A 20,383-nucleotide genomic window follows, 5' to 3' on the forward strand; every position below is an offset into this window, starting at 1 on the left:
GATTCGAGGCACGGGCACTGCTCTGCTCGCGTCAGGTCGAGTGCCGGGGCGTTCCCCGGGGGCACCACTCGCGCGAGCTTCGGAGTTCCAATGTCCGTTTTCGATCGCCGCCAATGCGGCGTTTTGTGCCACCCCACGAGCCTGCACCACCTCGGACGAGGTCCGGAACACTACTTCGGCGGTGATTTGGGCCCCGCTGCGCGCTCATTCGTCGACTGGCTCGCGCGCGCAGGTCAGTCGTGGTGGCAGATGCTCCCTGTGGTTCCTCCCGGTAACGGGAGCTCACCCTACGACAGCTCTTCAGCCTTTGCCGGTGCCAGCGACCTACTCTCCCCAGACGACCTATTCAGCGCTGGTCTGCTCACACGGGAGGAACTCGAGTCAGCCCGAGGGCAGGCCCGACGCTCACGTGCTTCCCTGGTCGCCGCTGCATACTCGCGCTTCAAAGGCGCGCGCGGCAGCCAAAGGCGCCTCGACAGCTTTCGAGCGCGCCACATTTCGTGGCTAGAGGACTTCGCCCTGTTCGCTGCCATTCGCGCTGAACAAGCAGGCGCGCCTTGGTGGCAGTGGCCACGCGAACTGCGCGAACGCAAGCCCAGGGCGCTCGTTGCCGCACGGGAACGACTCCAGGATGAGGTCGACTACCAGGCATTCGTCCAGCTGTGCTTCGACCAACAGCTATCCGCGCTGCGGCGCTACGCCGAAGAGCGAGGTATTCAGTTGATGGGCGACGTACCGATGTACGTCGCCCGCGACAGCGCGGATGTTTGGCAACACCCCGAGCTCTTCAAACTCGACAAGGGTGGCACCCCGCGTGTGGTCGCAGGCGTCCCTGCGGACGCCTTCAACGCCGACGGCCAGCTATGGGGCAATCCGATCTACGACTGGAAGCGCCACGCAGCCACGGGCTTCGCCTGGTGGCTCGCGAGGTTTGCGCGCTGCCTAGAGTACTTCCACGCCCTGAGAATCGACCACTTCATCGGTCTGGCTCGCTGCTGGGAAGTCCCCTTCTCTGCCGCCTCGGCCCTCGACGGCCGTTTCCGCAGGGTTCCGGGCAGAGCACTCCTCGAAGCGGCGGAGGCCGAGCTCGGCGCCGAGCCGGGCGGTTTGCCGTTCATCGCGGAGGATCTCGGCATCTTGACCCCGGAGGTCGAACGACTACGCGACGACTTCGGGCTGCTCGGCATGCGGGTTCTCCAGTTCGGCTTCGGCGAGGACAGCCAGCACCTGCCTCACCTCTATCCCGAGCGCTCGCTCGCCGTTACCGGAACCCACGACACGAACACGCTGATCGGCTGGTACAAAGATCTTCAGGCCAGCGTCACGACGCAAGGGCAAGCCGAGCGCGCCAAGCTTCAGCAATACCTCGGGGAACTGACCCCGAGCAAAGCTCATCACGCATTGCTGCGCGCCTGCCTTGGCTCCGTGAGCCAGCTGGCGATTCTTCCACTACAGGATGTGCTTGGGTTGGGGGGGAGGGCGCGCATGAACGTGCCGGGCACCACTGAAGGCAACTGGGCGTGGCAGCTGCGACCCGGCGCGCTCAAAGACACCGACGCGGCGTGGCTCGCTGAAACCTGCGCCGCCTTCGACAGATGAGCCGAACGTCGCGTACTCCGCACCCCACGGACCTCCCCGTGGGCGCGTTCCCGAGCAGCAACGGGACCACCCGATTCCGCGTCTGGGCTCCCCGCGCGCAGCACGTCCAAGTCGAGCTACTGGACACGCATCGCGCGTCGAGTGGGGCGCTCGATTCGCTACGCGTTCACCGTCGTGCGACGTTGGATCCGATCGGCTTTGGGCTCTTCGAGGGGGAGCTCACTTGCGACCCCGAAAGCGACTATGCGTTCCGCCTCGACAAGTCGCTGCGTCGCGCAGACCCCGCATCCCGTTGGCAACCGTTCGGCGTCCATGGCCCCTCACGTGTCTTCGATAGCAGTCAACTCGAGCTGGGCAGCGCTACTTGGAGGCGGCCCACTCGGGAACGCTTGGTGCTTTACCAGGTGCATGTCGGCACGTACTCCCCAACCGGAGACTTCGCGGGCGTTGCTTCGGACATCCCGCGACTCGCTGACCTGGGCATCAATGCCCTGCAGCTGATGCCCATCGCCGAGTTCCCGGGACGCAGGAACTGGGGCTACGACGGTGTGTTTCCGTACGCGGTTCAATCGAGCTATGGCGGCCCAAAGGGCCTAGCGACCTTGGTCGCAGCGTGTCACCGCGCAGGCGTCGCGCTGTACCTCGACCTCGTGTTCAATCACCTTGGTCCGGAAGGCAACAACACCTCTGACTTCGGCCCGTACTCGAACTCCAGAATCAACACTCCGTGGGGCCACGCGCTGAACTTCGATGAGGCCGGAGCCGCGTGTGTGCGGCGTTTCTTCATCGACAATACCCTGTACTGGAGTCGAGAGTTTCGCATCGATGGGTTTCGTTTCGACGCGATTGCGCAAATCTTCGATAGCTCCCCGACTCATATTCTCCAGGAGATCAACCAGGCGCTGCCCGACGCCCCCCTGCATCTGAACGTCGCGGAGAGTGAACTGAACGCGAATCGCGTGCTCACCCAAGCTCCGTGCGGCCTTGGCTTCGACGCCCAGTGGAACGACGACTTTCATCACGCATTGATCGCAAGGCTGACGGGAAATCGCAGCGCTTTCCTCTGCGATTTTGCGGACCGGTCGGCGCTGCCCAAAGTGCTTGAGCAGGGGTGGTCTCTGAATGGCGAATGGAGTGACTTCCGGCAACGCTTTCACGGCGAGCCGTGTCGCGCCCGCGCGGATCAGCTAGTCGTCTTCTCTCAAAACCATGACCAAGTCGCTGGTATCGGCGGTGGTATACGCGCCGGAAGCGCGGATTTGCCGACTCAAGAAGTGCTGATGGTGGTGACGCTGTTGAGCGGATTCGTGCCAATGCTCTTCCAAGGCCAAGACTTTGGTGCCACGACTCCGTTTCACTATTTCATCGATCACAGCGATCCTGGACTGGTGCGCCGGGTGGTCGCTGGTCGACGCCATGAGCAGGCATCACTTTCGCATTCCGCGCGGTATCTGTCGCCAGCCGCACCGCGGACGTGGTCCGTGAGCAGAATCGACTGGCGCGAGGAACGCAGTCCCAGCGGCCGCTACCTTCAGGGAGCAGTGCGGCAACTCACGAAGTTGCGCGCACACAACGCTTGCTTTCAGGCCAGAGCAGACCGCGATGTTCGCGTGCTGTGGGACGGCGATTTACTCGCGATTTCCTCGATCAGTGGCGGTAGTCGAGGCCTCTTGGTCGCACACCTGCCGGACGAGAGCGCGGATTCCAGTGCTAAGCGTGAGCTGCCGCAGACCTTGCTCGAGCGCTGGCTGTTTCGCGGACGCCAGGGTCTAAGGACCCAGAGTGGGAGCGAGATGACCATCGCATACCAAACCGAACGCGTCTCCGAGTCTGCTTCGAAATTTGCCTTCACCAAAACGAGCGCGCTTGTCGTGATCAGCAGTGGTGAAGCGCCTCAACTCGAAGTCGACTAGCAGGTGTTGATTTGTCCGGCTCCCAAGCACGGTGTTGAGGACGCCCTGCTAGTCAGCCTGCAATGCGGAGTTCCCCTTGGTGTTTCCCCAGCAGGGTTGTTGTTGATCGGCAGGGTGTTTTTCAACACCCTGCTCGTCAGGCGAATCTGTGATTCGCTGAACAAGTCAACACAGCGTTTCCTCGTCTCAAAAGTAGTGCGAAGGCGCAAAACTCGTCCGCCCACACCTCAGGGGGCGGCGAGTTTTACAGCGAACTACGGAGGCAGGACACCAGGGGGATAAGCCACGAGGCATGGCGCGACTCTCTATTCGCAGGCCATCATGGGAGTTGACACGCGGATACGACGATTGCGAAAGTGCGCGCAATGGCTGACACCAACGACATGATCCGCGCGCGAGTGGAAACGTTCGTCGCGGACCTAACGGATTTGATCCATCAGGCAATTCTAGAAAACGTGCAGGCCGCCCTCGGTCAAGCACTTCCCAGCGCGCCCCGTCGCCCGGGTCGGCCAAAGGGAAGCGCTTCGACAGCCGCTCCCGCCGCCAGGCGCGCGAAGAAGCGCGGTGGAAAGCGCACCGCCGCAGAGCTCGCCGACATGGCGGACAAGCTGGTGGGCTTCGTGGAGAAGAACCCAGGCTCAAGCATCGAGGAAATCGGTCGCGGAATCGCCATCCCCACCAAGGAACTGGCACTCCCCGTGAAGAAGCTCCTCCGCGAAGGACGCCTGAAGAAGAAGGGCCAGAAACGCGCGACGCGCTACAGCGCCGGTCGTCGTTAAGCTCATCAGCGCACCTGCCTCCGTGCTTGCACCTAAGAGTGGTGCAGGACCGCTGAGTTCCGGAGCGCGCCCGCGAGGTTGATCCTCGCCGGTGCGCTTCTCTCATTTTGGCTCGAAGCGGCAACTCTGGTTCGCCAGCGAACTCAGGGTTTGCGCTTGCGTGGCGGCGGCGGCGGGCGCTTCTTGGACGAGGGCGATAGCTTCACACCTGGGGACTTAGGCTTCCCCGGACGTGGCGGCGAAGGGTTGCCTCCGCGATCAGTTCCCGAAGGAAATGGTGGGGGCGGAACCGAAGAGTCACGCACCAACTCGAGGGTGGGCTTCTTGCTTTTTGAAACCAGAGGCAACGGAGGCACGGTTCCCTGTCTTGCAGTGGGCCCTGGGCTCGGTGCGCTGGAAGGCCTTAAGTATGCGGAAAGCGCGTTGCGCAGTGCGCGCGCCGACGGCGGGCGATCCTGAGGATCCTTGGCGAGCGTCTTCTTCACGAGCTCTTCGATCCCGACAGGCAGGTCTACAGCGTATTTGCCAAGCGGCTCCGGGGGCCGGGTCAGCACGTCCGCGAGGACCAAAGAGGGCATTTTTCCGTCAAACGGCGGACGCCCAGCCAAGAGCTCGTACAGGATTGCGCCAGCGGCATAGATATCCGCACGGTGATCGACATGGTCGCCCGCTGCCTGCTCGGGCGCCATGTAGTGAGGAGTCCCGAATACATCTTGCTCCTCCGGATCCTGACCATCGGGATGCACGCCCTTGGCGATACCGAAATCGAGCACCTTTGCGTGGGGCTGGTCCGGAGCCGGATGCATCACCATCACGTTCGCAGGCTTCAGATCTCGATGCACGATACCCAGCGCGTGAGCTGACTCCAGTGCGGTGCACACCTGCATCAAAAGTTCGCAAGCGTACGCGGCCCCCATCGCTCCGCGTTGTTCGATGATCGAACTCAGCGTTTCCCCCTCACAAAGCTCCATGACCATGAAGGGCGTGGCGTCGGGCGTCTCGCCCAAGTCGAACACGTCGACCACGTGCGGGTTCGCGATCCGCGCGGAGGCCCGCGCTTCCGCCAAGAAACGCGCACGGATTTCTTCGTGTCCGGCGAGATGGGAATGCAGGATCTTCAGCGCCACGCGCTTGCCAACGAGAGTGTTCTCCGCCTCCCACACGCTCCCAGCCGAACCGGTGCCGAGCAGACGGAGCAAGCGATACTTGTCGGTCAGTAGCGCGTCGACGGACCAGCTCACTACTCAACCCCCTCGCGCTCCGAACCCGCCGTGGCGTCAAGGAGTTCAGGGGCCCGCGCGGTCTCGGTTGCCGTGACCTGAGCGGTCGGCATGATCAACAGGGTCTGAATCGAGACATGGGGTGGCCGCGTTACCGCGAAGTAGACGGCATCGGCAACGTCCTGCGGCGTGAGCGGCTGGACTCCGCGATACACCTGCTTCGCCCGTTCCGTATCCCCATGAAAACGCACTTCGCTGAACTCTGTCTCAACCATTCCTGGTTGGATCACAAGCTGGCGAAGGCCGGTGCCGAGGAGCTCCCGGCGAAGCGCAAAGCTGAAGGCGTCCACCGCAGCCTTCGTCGCGCAATAAGCGGCACCCTTGGGATACGGCTGAACACCGGCCACGGAGCTAACCTGCACGAGGTCACCCTGCCCTCGCTCAATCATCCCCGGGAGGAACCCCTGAGTGATGCGCATCAGGCCCATCACGTTCGCTTCGACCATCTCCCGCCAGTCGGTCTCGTCTCCATCGACCACAGTCGCCAGCCCACGAGCGAGCCCGGCATTGTTGACGAGGATGTCCGGCGTGCCGCACTGCGTGAGACTCGCGTTCACGAATGCCGCGCAGCTCCCGCGGTCACTTACGTCCAGTGGCAGCGGTACGACTCGCTCGCCAAGCTCCTCGGCCAGCGCTTCGAGGCGTGATGTGCGACGGGCGCCCACCACCACGGTCGCTCCCCCACGCCACAGTTGGCGAGTGATCTCCAGACCGATTCCAGCAGAAGCTCCGGTGATTACGGCAACTTTGCCGCTGAGTGGGGCTGCCAAAGACATAGGGCTCTTAAGCGACGTCAGAGAAAACCGACGTTGGTGATGCCTACCACGACGAGCAGGTGCAGCTCCACCAGGATGCACGGTTCATGCGAGCACGACGTTTCGGCCCTGTGTACGCATGAGCTAGACTCGTGAAGTCCACGCCCCCTCAACGTGGGCTTGGCTTGACTGTGTCCGCCCGCGGAATCCTGCGAGCGGTTTCAGCCGCCCTGTGTGGCGGAGGTTGGGGCTTATTCATGAAAGCGACGGCTAGCAGCTTCTCTCTCCTCGGTGGTGCCTGCGTCTTGGCGCTGCTCGCAGCCCACGGCTGCAGCGGCGCAGATGAAAACCCGGGGACGAACGTCGGTGGGAAGGACGGCGGCACAGGCGGCGGACCTGCCGATTCCGGTTTCATCGACGCGAACATCGACCCGGATCCCGAGTGCCTCGACCCGGAGGATAGTGACGGTGACACGATAGCGGATGACATCGAGGGTGAAGGAGACACCGATGGAGATGGCACTCCCGACAAGCTGGACCTGGACAGCGACAACGACGGCATAAGCGACGAAGACGAAGCAACCAATCCTAATTTGCCGACCGGAAAAGGCGGCAAGCGCTCCGATCCGTGTTCACCGGTGGCCAACTCTGACGACGACGAGGACGGGCCAGATTTCCAAGACAACGACTCTGACGGTGACGGCGTCCCAGACGACGATGAGGTCAAGGGCTGTGCAACGGACTGCAGAGTCGCAGGTGATTGTGACGAAGACGACGTGATCGACCTGGTCGAGAGCGCCGCGGGCAGCGACCCCTGCGACGCAACCAGCTTGCCCACCGATGCGTCCCTCTACTTCATCGTGCCTTGGAACACCGGCCCCAAGAAGCAGCGGTTTAGCTTTTCCACAGGGATTAAGGATGCCGACATCTACTTCATGATCGACACGACCGCGAGTATGCAGGCGGCGATCGACAACGTGAAGGCATCCCTCGATACCAAAATCATCCCTACCGTCCTCAACGGAAACCCGAGCGCCAATCCTCCAATCCCCGCAATTCCAGGGGCATTCGTCGGCGCGGGCTCGTTCCGCGACGTCCCGTGGCCTCCTTACGGCCAGTCGAATGCTGGCGGCAACACCCCGGACGAGACCTTCCAGAACCACTTCTGCATCGGCGGTGATCCGGCCAACGGTTGCGCAGGAGGGAGCTACGTAGACGGCAGCTTGACCGCACCTGTAGACAACGCAGGCTCTTTCGTCGCGCCAGACAATGTGAGGACAGTGCTCAACAACCTCACAGCAGCAGGCGGTGGGGACGGGCCTGAAGCGGCCACTCAGGCAATGTTCATGGCCGTGGACGCCTCCCCGTTCGCATTCACGGGCGGCCCGCCAACGCAGAACAACGGCGTATGGAGCCCGGCCAACGCGAACTGCGCGCCCGGGCTGCTCGGTCGGGTGTGCTTCCGCCCGGGCAAGCTGCCGATCTTCGTCCTGATCAGCGACGCCCAGTTCCACAACGGCCCGACCGCATCGAACGACTACGATTCTCAGGTCGCAGGGGGCAGCAAGACGTACACCGATGTCGTTTCCGCGATGAACGGCATCGGCGCCAAGATCGTCGGTGTACCAGTCCAGACGGGCGGAGGTGGCTCGGCCGCAGGCACGCGCACCGACATGATCGACCTCGCGAAGAAGACTGGAAGCCTCTACTTCGACCCGTCCTTCGGTGGGCGAGAAGAACCCCTCGTGAACGACCCAACGCCGAACGGCAGCGTGGCAGATGAGGTCGTGCGACTAATCGGGTTGCTCGCTGGTCAAGGTCTCAACAACGTGACCACCAACACCACCAGCTACGACTGCCCCGGCAACATCGACTGCGACGGCAACGGCACTCCGGACCCTGAGTTTCACAACGTGGTCGATGACATGACGAGCATGCCATTCGACGCCACGAAGCTCATCCAGAGCGTGTCACCGGTGCCCAGCACGGACTCGCCGTTGCCCTACTCGACGATCGACGCCACGACGTTCTACGGCGTTCGCGGAGACAAGACTGTCGAGTTCGAGGTTACTGCGGAGAACAAAGTGCTCAAGCCCAAGGTGCTCACCGTGCTGCGAGCGCTCTTGAGGGTGCAGACACCAGGCGGCCAAGCCCTGGGCGGAACCGACGGCATCAAGGTCATCTACCTCGTCGTTCCACGCTACGTGGACCGGGTGAACTAAGGAGATGCTGTTGGTTGGCAGGGCGTTTTCCGAACACCCTGCTAGTCACTCCTTCGAAAGCTTGCGGGGCCGGTCTCCTGGGCGGATCTCCACTCGTTCACCAATCGAGGCGGCCCTGCAGCGCCAGCGAGTGGAGACACGATTGGTCCCAATCGGTAGAGCTTCTATGCTCTCATGCGTCGTGTTCTGGGTTCGAGGCCACACTGGATCCGCCGTTGGGCTCGACCGCCACATGAACTCCAGGGCGGCGCTCGTCGCGGCTTGTTTCGCGCTTTTGGCCTGCCTTTGGGTCGATCGAGCGAGCGCGCAAACGCCCAATGAAGACGCGCCTTCCACCTGGGGGTCCGGACGCCCTGAAGACACAACAGCCGACCCGCCGAAGGCGGACGACGACGACGACTCAGAGGAGGATCGAGACGACGAGGACGATCAGCTCGACGACACCGAATCACCACCAGGAGGCGCAGGACGCAAGAGCGAGCCGCGCAGCGACTTCGAAGATCAGTCCCTGCGCTACACACTCGAGGCTGTGGAGATCCGCGGGAATACCCGCACTCGGGATCGCGTGGTGCTGCGCTATGTCCCCTTTCACGTCGGGGACGTACTGGACGTCGAAGACCCTGCGATCGAGCTCACACGCTATCGCCTCTTGGGCACCGGCTTCTTCCGCGACGTTCAGTTTTCCCTCAGGAAAGGCAACGCCGGCGGCAAGGTCATCCTCGTCATAGAGGTCGTTGAGCGCAACACGTTCGTCGTGAATGACCTCTGGATGGGGCTTTCGAAGGACGCAGACAACGACGGCACGCCAAAGCCCCTCACCCCGTACGCTGGGCTGGACGCGGCGGAGACCAACCTCGCTGGTACCGGTATCTTGCTCGGTGGCGCCGTGGGACTCGCAAGCAGTCAGCTCGCGCTGCGAGTGCGCTTCTTGGATCCAGCGTTTCTCGGCTCCACCTGGATGACCGGCGGCGAACTGCTTTTCAACGACGCCCGCGACTTCTTCGGGAACTCCGACGTGCGTTATGTCGCGCCGGCGCAAGATACGGAGCGAGTCACCGAACACGCGACGGTGCAGTACAAGCGCTTTGGTGGTGCACTGGGCGTCGGTCGGGATCTTTCGATCTCTACACAGCTCTGGCTCCACTACCGGCTGGAGTCCATCGACGCCACACCTCCTGACGCCGCCTCTCATGTCCGGGGAGAGACCCGCGAACCGATCGACTTCGACATCATTCGAGGACCGAGTGTGCTGTCGACGTTGCGGGCCTCACTCGAACATGACACCCGCGACCAACCGGTGCTGCCTTCCCACGGGTGGTTCCTTCAGGCAATGACGGAGGTGAGCCTCACGCCCGCGGGGAGTGACTACCCTTATGAGCGTGTGGAACTCAAGCTCTCCAAGTGGTGGGAGCTACCTTGGGATCATGTGATCTCGCTGTCGCTCTTCGGCGGCGCGATCAGCGGCGACGCGCCGTTCTTCGAGCAGTACTACGTCGGTGACTTCAGCGACTTCCTCCCAGCGCGCGTACTCGGACTGAACTTCGATCGCAGACCCCCACCCAACCTGCTGGGTACGGCGATTCAAGAGGTTCGGTACGGGCGCTACGCGGGCCGCATCGGCACCGAGTACCGCATCCCGCTCTACCGCGGTTCGCGCTCCGTCTACGGCATCGACTTCTTCGCCAGCGCGGGCGTATACGCCGTAGCGAACCCCGTCGATTTCGAGCGTCCAGCATCAGGCTACTCGGGCCTGGCACGCGCGCCGATCGATGTAACCGGCAACTTGGGTTTCCGCATTGATACGAGCGCTGGCGGATTCGCGTTTGCGTTCTCCAACGCGCTCGGGTTCATCCCACCGATTCAAGGTGAGAACCCATGAGGCGGCCCGAGGCTGCGCGGGTCGCTCTGCCTCGAACGGTTCGGAGCGCTCTTTCGAGGTTGCGCTTCTGGTTGGTCATGTTGCTGACCTTCATGACCTTGAGTGGTGTCTCACCGCGGCCCGCTCATGCCCAGGATAAGGACAAGGACGAAGCGAAAGAGCAACGGCGGCGTGCTCGCTTCCACTGGGACGCCGACAAGAAGGGTCTGTACATGTCGGTGTCGTTCACCGACATCGTCGACGACGAGATCCAGAAGAAGCTCAAGCGCGGTCTTCCCACGACCATCGTCTTCACGGGTACGATCTATCGCCCTGGAGTCAAGGAGCCGATCTCCACCACGGTTCAGACCTGCAAGATCACCTGGCACGTCTGGAAAGAAGCTTACCGCGTGGAAATTACGCAGCCTGGTTCACGGCAGCGGCGCTGGGTCGCGGCGCTGAGCGGCGTGCTGCGACGATGTGGTAAAGCGCGGTCATTGCTCGTCGCCGACCGTTCTCAGGCGTCACCGGGACAAGCCGTATACGCCGTGACGAAGGTGCAGGTGAATCCTGTGTCGGACGAAGTGCTCAAGCAGCTCAAGCGCTGGGTCTCGCGGCCTTCAGGTACGGGTACCGCCGCCCCCGGCGACGCGCTCTTCAGCACTTTCACCGGTCTCTTTCTTCAGCGCATCGGCAAAGCAGAGAAGGAACTCAACTTCAGCACTCCGGCGGTCGTGCCTCGAGAGAAGAAGAAAAAGAAGAAGAAATGAGCGTGTTCCCCGTAGGTCTAAAGCTCACTGGGCGACTGTGCATCGTGTTCGGAAGCGGAGCAGAACAGGCGCAGAGAGCAAAGGCGTGGCTGGACCAAGGCGCGCGAGTGCGCATCGTGGCTTCAACGCTGAGCCCGGATCTAGAGGGCGCACGAGCGCGCAGCGAGCTGGAGCATATTCCGCGCGGCTATGAGCAAGGCGATCTGCGCGAGGCGTGGTTGGCTGTGCTCGTGGACACGGACGAGGAGCTGGCGACGAGGATCTTCCAAGAGTCAGAGGAGCATCGAGTGTTCTTTTGTGCCGTCGACCAGCCTCAAGCGAGCTATTCCCACCTCGCTCAAGCCAAGGCCGGCGATCTGACGATCGCGATCTCCACCAATGGCCGCGCGCCGGCTCTGGGCCGTCGACTACGCCAGGAACTCGAGACGCTATTCGCCCGTAGCGACACCGCATCCCACGTCGCACGACTCGCCGCGCTGCGTGATGTGACACCGCCAAGTCGACGCCGGGAGGTGCTTGGGGCCGCCGTGAGCGAGGTACGTCTGACGGGTAACCTCAGCTTCGGCGCGGATCACTCGAAGGTGGGTGGCCCCTCGGATGGCGGTGGAACCGGGTAGGTCGCAAGGATTGCGAACAGGTAGTAGCGATACTGGTGCTGGATCGTGTCCCACTGCGCGGGCGGTAGGGATCGACTCACGCATTGGGTCGTACGCTTGGCCTGAGGGCCACGCCAGTCTCCACTTTGACCAGGAAAGACGCTGATTCGCTTCTTGTCGAAGTCGATCGACATCGCGAAGTTGATGCTCCCCTCCTTACCGGTCTTCGGCGCGCAGTCCACGTTGTCTTTGACCGCTTTGGCGAGGGCTTCTTCGAAGAAGGGGAGCTTGTCGCAGAGCGCTCCTTCTTGGCCCTTGGCCGCGGGAGAAGCGGAGCACTTCACTCGCTGCACAGGTCCGAGGCGCACTCGCTCCTCTTGAGTGCCCGCGTCGATCGCAAAGATCGGCAAGCTCGACGGAGCCAACGCTGCGGAAGCACTAGCGCTAGCGTTCGCAAGCGTGTGACCGCTTGGCCTTCTGAGGAAATAGAGCGGCAACGCGATAACGACGAGCGCGATGCAAACCGCCACGACGAGCTGCGCGCGCAGCGGGCGATCACCACCACCACTCCCGCCACTGCTACCGCCAACGCCGAGACGGCGGAGGCTGGGTTCACTGGGAACAGGAAAAGAGGGGCGGGTTCCAGGCATGCCTAAGTCGATCGACTTGGTTCGAGGCACCCAGCTGCTGGGTGACTATCCGCACGCTGCGGAGCTAGTGGTCTCGCGCTGGCTCGACCAGTGAAAAGGTTCGGGTCGGCGACGGACACTGCCCGCACGCCGCCCCGGCGCTAGCACAATCTCAGCTGTCGAGCAGCGAGTGCACCGGTTGTCCGGGTTCGGCTTTGACGATTGTCGCGGCCAAGTCAAGCGCCTCGGGCATTAGACCCTGCACCTGAGACACGACCTGTTCGACCACGTGTCGCGCTTCATCGATGCTAGGTCCGCTCATTGAAACAGCGAACTTGAGCGGGCTGATGCGTCCCGCGGTCGCCGGAGTAAGGCTCAACAGGAGCATCTCTGTAAGCTCCACGACTCGTTGCGCCGCACGACGCAGCGCCAGCATTTCCAAGATCGTGGGTCTTTCGCTTACCAGACGATTCGGACCCCGAACCTCATAGCGCGCGACGCTCAAGGGCACATCATTCCACTCGGAAAACTGCAGCTCATCTTGGAGGCTACGAATCAACTGATCGCGCTGTAGCAGTCCGGTGAGGCCATCGCGACGCCGCAGGTAGGCTTTCGCTCGTTCGTGCTGCGGCGAACCATTCTGAAAACTCACCAGCTTCACTCGGCATTCCCCGAGTTGAATCTCGTTGCCGTGAAGCAGGGTCACCGTCTTCTTACGGTCGAAGCTGTGGTCGGCATACGTGCCGTTCGTGCTCCCCAGATCTTCGAAAATCCACGATCCGGAGTGCCAACGCGCAACCGCGTGTTGGCCAGACACGGTCGCCTCCGGCACCGTCAGATCCTGATTGCTGCGCCGGCCGATCGTGATCTGGGGCTTGTCCAAAGCGCACAGCGTCCCCGCAACCTCGGGAGCGTTCGTCGCGAAGGTCACGAGCAGCGCTTGGGTCCCTGGAGTGAAGGCCTCGGTCACCGAACGACCGAGCGGGGGCCCAGGTGATAGCCTTTCCCTGGGGATCTGAACCTGGCTGGTGGTCAGCGCGGAAGGATTGAAGAAGCGCAAGTGGCGCGCCTCGACGCGCATACTTGGGTCTTCGCTCAAGCAGCGGAAAATCTGCTTGATTTCGTCGACGCTCAGCCCTGCGGGAACGTCGAACATGATCTGCGAGCGCATCGGCTTGGAGCGTGGACGGTAGCCGGGCTCCGGCACACGGCAGGTCCACATCTCCCAAAGGGTCAAGCCCAGCGCGTAGACATCGTCCTCCGAGCTCGCGCCGCCGGACCGCAGGCGCTCGGGCGCCATGTAGTTCGGGGTTCCACCATCTGGAGGCGCACCAGGTCGACGAGCGCTCAAACGCGCGCGCTCCTGCGCGAAGCCGAAATCCAGGATCACCGCCTTGTCAGCCGTGACCATCACGTTGCCCGGCTTCAAGTCTCCGTGCACCAGGCCCTGAGCATGGATGGCTGCCAGCCCCGCGGTCGTCTCGCTTGCGATCTTGCGAAACTCATCGGAGGTGTAACCGCCCTGAGCCTTGCGCCGCCGGATATGGGTGTGGAGCGTTTGGCCGGGAATGTGCTCCATCACCAAGATCGGGCCCCAAGGACTGGGGGCCAAATCATGAACGCGACACACGTTCGGATGACTCACGCTGCGAGCGAGCAGCAGCTCTTGGCGGAGCGCCTCGTCGTCGCCAGGCATGCGGCTCTCTTCACGCACGATCTTGAGAGCAACGGTTTGTTGCGTGCTCCGATCGTACGCGAGGAACACCTCGCCCATGCCACCCTTGCCGAGGCTCTGTCGGATCTCGTAGCGGTCGTTGACGATTGTCCCGTGACCGAGAGGGGGAAGGTTGCGTGCGCCAGCCATGCCGGAAAGAGCTTACCTGTAGTGCTGCCTTGTCGTGCCCTCGAACCGACCGAGTCCTCATCCCCCCGAAGAAGGTTGGAGCCGCGTCAGCTTTGATGGCGATAAGTACGTGTCACCTCGCACCTTTAGCGGCGCGTAGTGGAGGTTCGTAGACTCGTCGATCTGTGACTGTTCTGCAATCGAAAGGGGGTTTGGGGGTGAGGAGCGCCCCAAGGACGCTTTCTGCCAGTATCTGGGCCCAGTGTGCGCCTGATGGTTGGGACGGCGGACAGCCGGGCTGCTCCGCGTCTGCCAGTGCGGCGCATCAGCGAGGTTTTGGAGTCAGGCGCGGGTTTTCAGGTCAAGTGCAGCTGTCGAGTCAAGCGAGGACAGAGGGGCGCCAAGGGTTTTTGAGCCCGAGGTTGCAGGTTCCCTGGACGGTGCGCCGGGCAAGCGTGCTATGCGGGCCCCGTGTCGCTAGGCGGCACTCCTCAAAGGCAAGGGAAGCTGGTGCAAAGCCAGCACGGCCCCCGCCACTGTATCCGGTACGAAGGTGATCGTCGGTGCTGCACGCAGATCGACGAAACGCCACTAGAAACCCCTGAATCGTTGGGGGTGCACGTTGAAGCGCACCCCTCACGACCGGGGGCCTGGGAAGGCTCACCCGAGGCAAGAGCCGGGAGTCAGGAGACCGAGCCCAACGAGGATCTCGCGGTAACCCAAAAGGGTTATCCAACCATCCAATTGCTCTGCGGGGTGTCAGAGTCGGGTGTTGCTGAGGCCGGTCTACACCCCGCTCGGGGCGCCGCCGCCTTCTGGAAGCTTCGCCTACCTTCGCTGCCCCAATAGAGCCCTACGTCGCGGGCGGCGACGAAAAAAGTAGGTACAAATGAAGCATAAAACCCTGATTTCCTTAGCCTTCTTGGTCCTTACCAGCGGCTGCGGAGACGACGAGCCCATCATCGGCGGCGCTGGCGGTAGCGCTGGTCAATCGACAGGAGGCGCTGCCGGATCCGCTGGCACCAGCGGCAACGGCGCGAGCTCTGGGAGCGGGGCAACCGGGGGCTCCGCTGGGACCGCTGGGGTCGGAGGGAACAGCGGCGGAGCGGCCGGAAGCAGCGGAGCGGCCGGAAGCAGCGGAGCGGCCGGAAGCAGCGGAGCGGCCGGAAGCGCGGGTTCCGCGGGTGCTGGAGGAGTCACGAGCGAACCTCGGTTGTTCGTCTCGGTCACCGACTTCGCCACGGCAACGGAGATCGTGGCCCTCAAGCTGGACGGGACGAAGACGGCAGGCCTCGAACTCAGCGATCCCGATAGCGTCGTCTCCGTCTCGGGCAACCGTGCCTTCGCCATCGAGCGCACCACGGCGCTCGTGCATCCCCTCGACGACGACGGAAAGTCCACTGGCACCATCGACCTCAGCGGGGCGGTCGCCAACGCATCGAGCCAGAACCCCCACGACGTCGTGATCGCCCAAGGCACGAGCCCGCTGAAGGCTTATGTCCCGCTGTACGACAGCGGACACCTTGCGGTGCTCGACTTGGAAGGTGGCACGCTGGTCAAGACCATCGATCTGACGGGCTATGCAGACGCGCTCGACACCGACGGCGGCGTTGAGCCCGACTACGCCTGGTTTGATTCCTCGAGGAATCGCATTTGGTTTACGCTTGCGCGTATCGACCTGGGCACAATCGTGGCGCCCGACTACCAGCTTGCTTGCACGAGCAAGAGCCTACTCATGGCCATCGACGTGAGCGACGATAGCATCGTCGATCTCAACGGGTCCGCCGCCGGCGAGGGCCTCGAGCTACTTCACGTTGGTCCGACATCGGTTCACTACTCCGCCACGGACGACACCCTTTACGTGTTGAGTTCAGGTTGCTTCACGAGCGGAGCGAGTGAACGCAGCGCGCTCGGCGTCAACGCGATCCAACTCAGCGACTTGAGCCAAACGGAAGCACTCAAGCCAGCGGGAGATGCCTTCTACTCGACGCTGCTGTGGAACCCAGACGCAGCACTCATTCAGAGCTTCGTCGGCTTCACCGAAGAATGGCACAGCTGGAAGCCCGCCGAGACGACCCTGGGCGCCCTGGTAGCGTTCGTCCCCGGCTCGACGACCACCGACGGCAACGGCACGCTGTACGGCGTCGACAGCGTGTCCGACGGCTCAACGACCACGTTCGAGGTCGTCAGTGTGGACGCGACGAACGGCACACGCAGCGTGGTCACACAGAACCCATTCGCGACCTCCTTGGCCTACACGAGCGGGTCGACGTATCGGCCCTGACGATCGTCCGCGCATCGCTGGCAGGTGTTTCCCAACGCCCTGCCAGCGAGCAATTCCGTGCGGACATGTTTCTAGCTCGCCGCCCTTCCTCTGCAGCTAGACTTCGCGCCGTTGGCCAGGCTGGTGAGACCAGCAGCTAACGGTTCAATCCCAGGGTCCCTGGGCGTCACACCAGAGCAACAACTCCGGGAACTCTGGGCGTGCGTCGGGAAGACCTCGGGACATCAGGCCGAGGCCAAGCAAGACCACCTGACGCTCGACCTCCGGAGCCAGTCGCTCGAGCAACCTGGACCGGAACGCGGAGTGAGCGCCCCCCATGGCCAGCGTGAGCGGAGACGGAATGTGCACTGGTGCAACCGCAAGCACCTCAGCCCGCCCAGCCTTCGGCCCAACACGTTGCCGCACAGATTCGATGGCACGATCGAGCCCCCCAAGCGTGTCAACCAGTCCCCGTTCCTTGGCAGCCGTTGCGCTCCACACGCGCCCCCTGGCGATGGCTTCGGTCTCATCGAAAGCCTTACCTCGCGCTTCCGCGACGGAGCCGACGAAGCGCCGATAGCCCGCATCGATCAGGCTCTCGAAGCGCGCGCGCTCGCTCTCGCTGAAAGGACGAAACGGGGACAGCATGCCAGCGTGTGCGCCGCGGGACTCCCGCTGCAAACTCACCCCGAGACGGGACGCCAAGCGCTCGACGATCAAGCGTGCCGCGACCACACCAATCGAGCCGGTGATCGTCGATGGCTGAGCGATGACTTCCTGGCCGCCGAGGGCGATCATGTAGCCACCACTGGCGGCGATGTTGCCCATGTAAGCCACCACCGGTTTGCCAACACCAAGCTTCCTCACTGCCCTGAGAATGCGATCTGAAGCGAGCGCGCTGCCACCTCGTGAGTCGATGTGCACAACGACTCCGAGCGCCTTAGGGTCATCGCCCACTTCCTCGAGGATCTCTCGGAAGTCATCATCAACAACGAACTCACCGAGTTGAGGTGCCCCAGGACTCTTGCCCACGATAGCTCCTCGCATCTCCACGACTGCGATGTAGGGCCGGCGCAAGAAAGGTCGAAACGCCAGGCGCCGCCGCCTCGCGTAGCCCGCGACGGAAGTCAGGCGCGCGTTGCCCGCGTCGGAACCCGATGGAAGCTCTAGGGTTTCGCTCGCGAGAATCTTCAGTAGCGCGTCGTCATCGACCACCCCATCCACCAGCCCGACGCGCGCGGCGTCGTCCGCGTCATATGGCGCTCCGTCAACCCACTCACGGGCCCGGTCTGTGTCAACTCCCCTCCCTTTCGCCAGGGCGTCGATGAGCCGCTCGTAGGCGTCGTCGAGCAGAGCACCGAGTTGCTCCCGTTGGGGCTCACTCATCTCGCTGCGGGTGACGAACTCCATGGCTGTCTTGTACTCCCGCCGCGAGTACACATCGGGCTCGACCCCGATGCGATCGAGCGTCGACTTGAGGTAGGGCGAGTCGACTGAAAATCCGAGCGGTAATACCCATGTTTCGTGCCCGAGGAAGACTCGATCCGCCACGGAGGCGACGTACAGCTCGCGGTTACCCGCTCCCAGAGGCAGGTAGGCGATCAGGAGCTTCCCACTCGTGCGCCACGCCTGCAGCACATCGCGCAAGCTCGTGGCGACCGCGGCGCCGAGGGCAGCGTGACGGAAGCTGAGCACCAACCCGCGCACCCGAGGATCCCGCGCGGCAACCTCCAACGCCTCGCGTAGCGCGTGAACGGAAACCACCCGTGGACCGCGCTGCCAGAAGCGACGACGAGCGGCGATCTCGACGACGCCACCGTCCAGCTTCAGCGCGAGATAGCCGCCCCGCGGCGAAGCTGAGCGCGCACGCAGGGCGCGCAGGGGCCACCAAAACAGGAGCCAAAGGTTGACGACACAAGACCAAAGGAAGCGCACGCGCGAAACCTTCGCCTTTCGCCTTGCGCCGTCAATCGGCAACCAGCGCAGTCCTGATTGGTTCGGCGAATCTGCCGGCTAGAGACTCAGTCGCGTCGGGCCAATGCTGATCAGTGCGTCGCCCGGCTCCACGGGAAACTCCTGCCCCGGATTGAGCAAGGTCTCCCCTTTTCGAAGCAGGCCCACAGGGAGGTGCCCCTGTTTGACGCAACGCTCGCTCAATGTCGAGAATCGCCCCTCCCCCTTTGCAGGCGTCAGATAAAGCTGCTGCCCGTGGGAGTTGCTGGTCAGCTCGTGGAGCAGCTCCTGCACCCCAGGGTTCAGGAGTTCGTGAGAGATGAAGTGGGCGTCGAAGCGTGAGGTGCACACGATCGAGTCGCACCCCGCCTTACGCAGCAGCTCTTGCGTCGCAAAATCGACGCATTCGACCACGGTGTGGACTCCGGCGGTGCGCGCCTCGACCGCCAGTGTGATCGCGACGCTCAGGTTGTCCGAGTGTGGATCTCCGGGGTTCTTCGCCAAGATGATGGCGTAGTGCGCCTCGTCGAGACTCGCGCGAGACAGTGTCTCGTCTCGAGTTGGATTTCCGCGTACGAAATGCACGTGGCGCTCCACGAGCTCGACTGGCAGTTCCGGAAGCTCTTCGTCGACGAGCACCACCTCGCGCAACGCACCGAACTTGGTGTCAGCGCGCAGCTCGGAGAGCAGCCGCTCGAACTTCGCGAGCCCGGGAAAGTTGAAGACAACCAGATGGTCTTGCAGCTTGTGAGAGCTCATTCCTCGCACCTCCTTGGTCTTCGCCTCGACGAGCGCGCTTGCCGCTAGAGACAGCACATAGCCGAGCAGGCCAATGCCGAAGAACATCAGCGGTACCGCGACGAAGAACCTCCCCTCCCAAGTGGAGGGATAGTAATCGCCGTAGCCAACAGTGGTTACGGTCACGAACGAGTACCAGAACGCGTCGCCCCAACCGAGGTCGGGCTTGTTTGGCAACTCGAAAAATAGGAAGCCCGTTGCGCCGTAGAGCAGCACGGCGACGATCAAGACCCCCACACGAAAGGGCGCAGGCGGCGTTCTCAATAACCGCCGGGAAAAAAATCGGAGCAGGATGGTCATTTCGACTGCCGGCTCCACTCCCGGCTAAGTAGCTCAGCCCGCTTGGCCACGCTCGGCTCGGACCACAAGCCAATACGATCCGCCTTCGCCTTCGCTTGCTCCTGCAAGTACATGCTCATCGAGCCGAAAGGGTACACGGTGTACACGAGGACCAGACCTCGCCTGACCATGTCGAGCGCGACGTCCTGGTCGTCTACGAAGAGTTCAGCCAGGGTGCGCCCGTGGGCATCGGTCGGTGGATCGTGGAGCAGAACTCGAATCGGTTTGTCCTGCAACAGCCGGGAGAGCTCACTCACGGCCTCACGACCGAAACGCGAAGTCTCGCCGGGGTCGTTCTTGGGATCGAACGCCTTGATGCCGATGAGTCGCACCGCGACTCGTTGTCCACCCTTGTCAACGACGAGCGAATCTCCGTCCACGACCTCGACGAGCCCGACAACGTCCCCCGTTGTGAGACTCGACTCACTGGTCTGTACCTGACGACGGCGCCCTTCCGCCCCGAAACCAAAGGCAACGGATGCAGCAAGGAGGACCACCACTAGCAGCCAAAACGACCGCGTGCCTCGATCCACGGCGGCACGCTAACACACCACAAACGACGAACGCGAGCGCCTGCACCCTGCGCAGAGCGGGCTCGACGGCGAAAACGCTCGAGCAGCGCCCAGGGACCTCGAAACGCCGGACCAGGATCCAGCGGAGTCCATCTGCGGTAGCGCCGGTGGATATGTTTCCGGGGCTACGGGGCTCGCTCGGCTACGGAGCTAGGCGCCAGCGCGATCACACGACGGCCACCCCGTTCACCCAACGGTCGAGCCAAGGCCGCGC

The 20,383-nt window shown here is 63.1% G+C and carries 15 protein-coding genes and 1 riboswitch; of the genes, 8 read left to right on the forward strand and 7 right to left on the reverse strand.

The genetic code is table 11. The features are described from left to right. Positions 1-90: 90 nt before the first annotated feature. From malQ to H6718_05250, 3 genes are all read left to right on the forward strand, one after another. A complete protein-coding gene (gene malQ / locus H6718_05240; protein MCB9584777.1) occupies positions 91-1,599 on the forward strand; it encodes a 4-alpha-glucanotransferase in 1,509 nt (502 codons plus the stop codon). Continuing rightward, on the forward strand, positions 1,596-3,512 hold the full coding sequence (locus H6718_05245; GenBank protein ID MCB9584778.1) for a malto-oligosyltrehalose trehalohydrolase: 1,917 nt from the start codon (positions 1,596-1,598) through the stop codon (positions 3,510-3,512). The genes malQ and H6718_05245 overlap by 4 nt, the downstream gene beginning before the upstream one ends. A gap of 365 nt (positions 3,513-3,877) precedes the next feature. Then, positions 3,878-4,291 carry a hypothetical protein gene (locus H6718_05250; GenBank protein MCB9584779.1) on the forward strand — a complete coding sequence of 138 codons (414 nt, stop codon included), beginning with the start codon at positions 3,878-3,880 and terminating at the stop codon, positions 4,289-4,291. Between the two features lie 143 nt (positions 4,292-4,434). Here H6718_05250 and H6718_05255 read toward each other — a convergent pair whose 3' ends face one another. Beyond that, complete coding sequence (locus H6718_05255; GenBank protein ID MCB9584780.1) at positions 4,435-5,532, reverse strand: serine/threonine protein kinase; 1,098 nt, start codon at positions 5,530-5,532, stop codon at positions 4,435-4,437. After that, the gene (locus H6718_05260) at positions 5,532-6,347 is read right to left on the reverse strand and encodes an SDR family NAD(P)-dependent oxidoreductase (GenBank protein ID MCB9584781.1); all 816 of its coding nucleotides are present in this window, start codon (positions 6,345-6,347) and stop codon (positions 5,532-5,534) included. Before H6718_05260 ends, H6718_05255 begins: the two co-directional genes overlap by 1 nt. A gap of 236 nt (positions 6,348-6,583) precedes the next feature. Here H6718_05260 and H6718_05265 point away from each other — a divergent pair, with 236 nt between their 5' ends. The 4 genes from H6718_05265 (at position 6,584) to H6718_05280 (ending at position 11,793) form a co-directional block, all read left to right on the forward strand. Next, positions 6,584-8,548 (forward strand): hypothetical protein, encoded by a 1,965-nt coding sequence (locus H6718_05265; protein ID MCB9584782.1) that lies wholly within the window; start codon positions 6,584-6,586, stop codon positions 8,546-8,548. Between the two features lie 181 nt (positions 8,549-8,729). Next, positions 8,730-10,427, forward strand: coding sequence for a BamA/TamA family outer membrane protein (locus H6718_05270; protein MCB9584783.1), 1,698 nt, complete (start codon positions 8,730-8,732; stop codon positions 10,425-10,427). 77 nt (positions 10,428-10,504) lie between these two features. Continuing rightward, positions 10,505-11,176 (forward strand): DUF4390 domain-containing protein, encoded by a 672-nt coding sequence (locus tag H6718_05275; protein MCB9584784.1) that lies wholly within the window; start codon positions 10,505-10,507, stop codon positions 11,174-11,176. Then, on the forward strand, positions 11,173-11,793 hold the full coding sequence (locus H6718_05280) for a hypothetical protein (protein ID MCB9584785.1): 621 nt from the start codon (positions 11,173-11,175) through the stop codon (positions 11,791-11,793). The genes H6718_05275 and H6718_05280 overlap by 4 nt, the downstream gene beginning before the upstream one ends. On the opposite strand, the gene H6718_05285 is transcribed toward H6718_05280, so the two are convergent. Beyond that, entirely contained in the window at positions 11,748-12,422 is a 675-nt protein-coding gene (locus tag H6718_05285) for a hypothetical protein (GenBank protein ID MCB9584786.1), read from the reverse strand. The two genes, H6718_05280 and H6718_05285, sit on opposite strands and share 46 nt — an antisense overlap. A 151-nt stretch (positions 12,423-12,573) precedes the next feature. Continuing rightward, positions 12,574-14,265, reverse strand: coding sequence for a protein kinase (locus tag H6718_05290; GenBank protein ID MCB9584787.1), 1,692 nt, complete (start codon positions 14,263-14,265; stop codon positions 12,574-12,576). Between the two features lie 480 nt (positions 14,266-14,745). Further along, positions 14,746-14,937: riboswitch (cobalamin riboswitch) on the forward strand. 196 nt (positions 14,938-15,133) lie between these two features. On the opposite strand from H6718_05290, the gene H6718_05295 reads away from it, so the two are divergent. Next, entirely contained in the window at positions 15,134-16,528 is a 1,395-nt protein-coding gene (locus tag H6718_05295; protein MCB9584788.1) for a hypothetical protein, read from the forward strand. A 144-nt stretch (positions 16,529-16,672) separates the two neighbouring features. On the opposite strand, the gene sppA is transcribed toward H6718_05295, so the two are convergent. The 3 genes from sppA to H6718_05310 all read right to left on the reverse strand — a co-directional run bounded on the left by sppA (position 16,673) and on the right by H6718_05310 (position 20,130). Beyond that, positions 16,673-18,442, reverse strand: a complete 1,770-nt coding sequence (gene sppA, locus H6718_05300) for a signal peptide peptidase SppA (protein ID MCB9584789.1) — start codon at positions 18,440-18,442, stop codon at positions 16,673-16,675. A 78-nt stretch (positions 18,443-18,520) separates the two neighbouring features. Next, a complete protein-coding gene (locus tag H6718_05305; GenBank protein MCB9584790.1) occupies positions 18,521-19,558 on the reverse strand; it encodes an NAD-binding protein in 1,038 nt (345 codons plus the stop codon). After that, on the reverse strand, positions 19,555-20,130 hold the full coding sequence (locus H6718_05310) for a thermonuclease family protein (GenBank protein MCB9584791.1): 576 nt from the start codon (positions 20,128-20,130) through the stop codon (positions 19,555-19,557). The genes H6718_05305 and H6718_05310 overlap by 4 nt, the downstream gene beginning before the upstream one ends. Between the last annotated feature and the right edge of the window lie 253 nt (positions 20,131-20,383).

It is taken from the genome of Polyangiaceae bacterium, from assembly GCA_020633205.1.
GTDB lineage: Bacteria > Myxococcota_A > Polyangia > Polyangiales > Polyangiaceae > JAHBVY01.

Bases quoted from the DNA above. Each gene is read 5' to 3' on its own strand.
- H6718_05280 (MCB9584785.1), top strand. From the start codon at position 11,173: ATGAGCGTGTTCCCCGTAGGTCTAAAGCTCACTGGGCGACTGTGCATC.
- H6718_05260 (MCB9584781.1), bottom strand. From the start codon at position 6,347: ATGTCTTTGGCAGCCCCACTCAGCGGCAAAGTTGCCGTAATCACCGGA.
- H6718_05305 (MCB9584790.1), bottom strand. From the start codon at position 19,558: ATGACCATCCTGCTCCGATTTTTTTCCCGGCGGTTATTGAGAACGCCG.
- H6718_05275 (MCB9584784.1), top strand. From the start codon at position 10,505: ATGTTGCTGACCTTCATGACCTTGAGTGGTGTCTCACCGCGGCCCGCT.
- H6718_05265 (MCB9584782.1), top strand. From the start codon at position 6,584: ATGAAAGCGACGGCTAGCAGCTTCTCTCTCCTCGGTGGTGCCTGCGTC.
- H6718_05290 (MCB9584787.1), bottom strand. From the start codon at position 14,265: ATGGCTGGCGCACGCAACCTTCCCCCTCTCGGTCACGGGACAATCGTC.
- H6718_05250 (MCB9584779.1), top strand. From the start codon at position 3,878: ATGGCTGACACCAACGACATGATCCGCGCGCGAGTGGAAACGTTCGTC.
- malQ (MCB9584777.1), top strand. From the start codon at position 91: ATGTCCGTTTTCGATCGCCGCCAATGCGGCGTTTTGTGCCACCCCACG.
- H6718_05295 (MCB9584788.1), top strand. From the start codon at position 15,134: ATGAAGCATAAAACCCTGATTTCCTTAGCCTTCTTGGTCCTTACCAGC.
- H6718_05285 (MCB9584786.1), bottom strand. From the start codon at position 12,422: ATGCCTGGAACCCGCCCCTCTTTTCCTGTTCCCAGTGAACCCAGCCTC.
- H6718_05245 (MCB9584778.1), top strand. From the start codon at position 1,596: ATGAGCCGAACGTCGCGTACTCCGCACCCCACGGACCTCCCCGTGGGC.